Origin of the sequence: Pseudorhizobium xiangyangii (assembly GCF_020531965.1) — a bacterium.
Lineage (GTDB): Bacteria > Pseudomonadota > Alphaproteobacteria > Rhizobiales > Rhizobiaceae > Neorhizobium > Neorhizobium xiangyangii.
This window is the reverse complement of the sequence record NZ_JAJAWH010000076.1, coordinates 1-3,144: the sequence shown is the minus strand read 5'-3', so window position 1 is coordinate 3,144 and position 3,144 is coordinate 1. Positions and strand designations below refer to the sequence as shown.

The window sequence follows — 3,144 nt, the reverse complement described above, 5'->3', positions numbered from 1 at the left end:
CGAGGACGTCGATCTAAAAGCTATTCTGTCGCCGCGATGAGCTTGCGCGCCGGCTGGGATGGTCCGACGCGCGGTTTAGGTTCTGGAAAGGAGAATCGGTCTCTTATAGAGAGGCAACAGGTTTTGAGGGCAGAAGTAGCCAGCGCCGAGCCAGCCGGCGCGACCGGGAGGATAAGCCACCCCGGCTGAGGCAATCAGGCTTTGCCCTCAAACTCGAAGGTGCGCAAATGTGGGTAATTCCCTTTAGCGTTACCCTGGAAATAAAAAGGAACCGGAAGAGCTGGCTACTCAAGATCCGGTTCCTATTTATCATCTAGGAAATGTGGGGTGGGCGAAAGCTCATCCCACACTTCGAGACTGAATATAGCAGTTCCCCCGAAATTTCCAAGACCCGGCTGTTTTCACCTTACCGGAAACGGAAAAGGCCGCTGCTTGCGCCAATGCTCGGTCCTGCTGTATTCTGCCCTGAACTCGGGGCCGAATTCCCCCCGCCTCGAATGCCGCCGAGCCCAGAAGTCGGCGAGCCAGAGAATGAATGCGCTGCAGGTGATCGATGCCTGCTTGTGCCGCGCTACGTCATGTCAGCAGTGCCTACGATAGATCAGAAAATAAGCGGAGATCCGTGAATCTCGCCGTTTGTTGATCTTCAGTTGATCAGACCACCGCCGGAAATGAGCGGTGACGATGCGATGTGAATTGATATTCATTCTAATGTGAATTATTGCCTGCATACAAATCGGCTCGCATTCTGACAACGACTACTAAAATCTCGTCTCCGTTGGTCAGAAGAATTCGCGCAACTTTCTGATTGAGGACCACAAAATGACCCCACGGACTAATCCGCGCTTATGGAGCCACTGTAATGGCCACAAAGAAATTGCACACTGGATTAGCTACTATACCAGAATTCCAGCTGTCGTCGCCGAGATGTGGCGTGATCGCCCAGGCAACCAGCGTTGGCGTGAGATGAAACCCTCGCCCTTCGGGGGTGCCGTTTCTATCTCCCATCAGGGAAAATCGGTCGGTCGCAAGGCAATTGCATTGGGAGCTCTGCTGACGTCGGTGGCGCTTCCCACTGCTGTGCTCGGACAACAGCTACTTGCTAACGGAACTGCCCAGACAGCACCGGCGGGTTCCGTATGGAATACGGGGATCAGCTCTTTCACTGCGGGTTACGCTTTCCGCACGCTGAATGGAGGAAGTATTGATGCTCTAGGACCGGTTAGGCTGATGACTGGGGGGCAGGGTGCGCATGGTGGCGGCGCACAGAGTGGCGGTAACATTGTTCTGCGCGGAGGCACGATCGACGTTACGGGCTCGCTCGCCCGTGGACTTTGGGCAAGCGGTACAGGCTCCACAATCACCAGTACGGATATGGCCATCTCAACGACTGGGGACACTGGGCAGGGCGCCCTGGCTGAATCGGGCGGGACCATTTTCCTCAATGGTGGATCGGTTACCACAACGGGCTCGGTCGCCACTGCGGCCGGTGCGTTCGGTAGTGGAAGCACGCTGGTACTCGGAGCTGGCACCGGTGGCGACTTTACGACACTTTCTACTTCTGAAGATTTCGCGCATGGCATACACGCGTCTGGCGGTGGCTCCGTATCCGGCGGCGCGGTACAAATAATCACCGGAGGAACTCAAGCCCAAGGTGCGCGCGCCCAATCGGGCGGGACTGTCGACTTGAACGGCGCCACAATTTCCACCGCTGGTGATTTCGGGCATGGATTACATGCGCTGGATGCCGGCTCGTCGATCATCCTGTCATCAGGTACAGTTGAGACGAGCGGTATTGATGCTTTTGGTGTACGTGCCGAAAATAGTGCGACTTTGTCCATCAATGATGCCCTGGTGATCACCAGCGGTGACGGCAGCTACGCGCTCAACGCGACCGGGGCTGGCTCACAGCTGTTCGCCGACAATCTGACAGTGAGCACGACGGGAGTTGTCGATAACATTATAAATCCCGGGACTACAGCCTCTGCCGTCGTTGCGGAAGCTGGCGCAACATTGAACATAACTCTTAGCTCCTTGCAAACTACCGGCGACTTTAGCATGGGATTGCTGTCGCAAGCGCGTGGATTCCCCACGAACGCACCAACAATGTTGATAGCGAACCAAGTGTCGATCTCCACTGTCGGGGATGGGGCTGTGGGTGCGCAGGCTTGTGCCCTGGCCGGTGCTGTCGACAACTGTACCGATGCGGTCGGGGTAGTGGATACCGCAGCACCAGCGCCGCCGGTCGGATTAGATATATCCGAGAGTGCCGTGCTGACGACAGGAGCTGGAGCCTACGGAGTCTATGCGTTTGGCCAAGGTGCTGTCATTTCAGCTGATACTGTCACCTTGTCGACCACAGGTACGGATGCGCACGGCTTGGTGGTGCGCAACGGCGGGATTATCAATGCCGGTGGCCTGTCGATCAATACAACGGGCGCTGGCGCGGCTACAATATATGCGCTGGGCGGCTCGTTGGCTGCTCCCAATATTGCTGACCTCAGAAATAGTCAGATATCGAGTGAACTGGGAGATCTGGTGCGTGCCGAAGGCGCGGTATTGGACATTAACCTGAATAATACCTCCACCTACGCCGGTAGTGGTTACGTCTTGCAGAGTCTGGATGACCAGTTTGGGAACCATAGCAGCGTCGATTTGTTCGCTGTGGACACTACACTGACCGGGGACGTTTTCGTGGCTACCGGAGGGTTGGCCGATATCACTCTGCAGAATAGCCAGCTGACCGGTGCGGCGACAAATCTGACCAACATTGACGTGGGATCTGCCAGTCAATGGGCTGTGACGGGTAGCTCAACCGTGTCACAAGCAATAGTGAATTCCGGGGTAATCTCTTTGCTACCCCCAGTCGGAAACCCACTACAGCCAGCAAGCTATAAAGTCTTGTCCACTGCCAATTATGTGGGAAATGGGGGTCTGGTCAGCTTGAATAGCTACCTGTCGGCGGACAACTCACCCTCTGACCTTTTGGTCATTGATGGCGGCGCAGCGACTGGGGCCAGTCTCCTGTCCGTTCGCAATTCGGGCGGTCCCGGCGCTCCGACTGTTGCTGACGGGATCCGCGTGGTCGACGCAATCAATGGCGCCACAACCGCGGCCGGAGCGTTCTCGCTGCTCGGCGACTAC

Annotated in this window: 1 protein-coding gene; it reads left to right on the top strand. The window is 56.5% G+C overall.

Annotated features, from left to right (window positions below; translation table 11 throughout):
* Positions 1-1,230: 1,230 nt before the first annotated feature.
* Positions 1,231-3,144: hypothetical protein (locus LH464_RS24155; RefSeq protein WP_226788945.1), on the top strand; the 1,914-nt coding region annotated here is incomplete at its 3' end.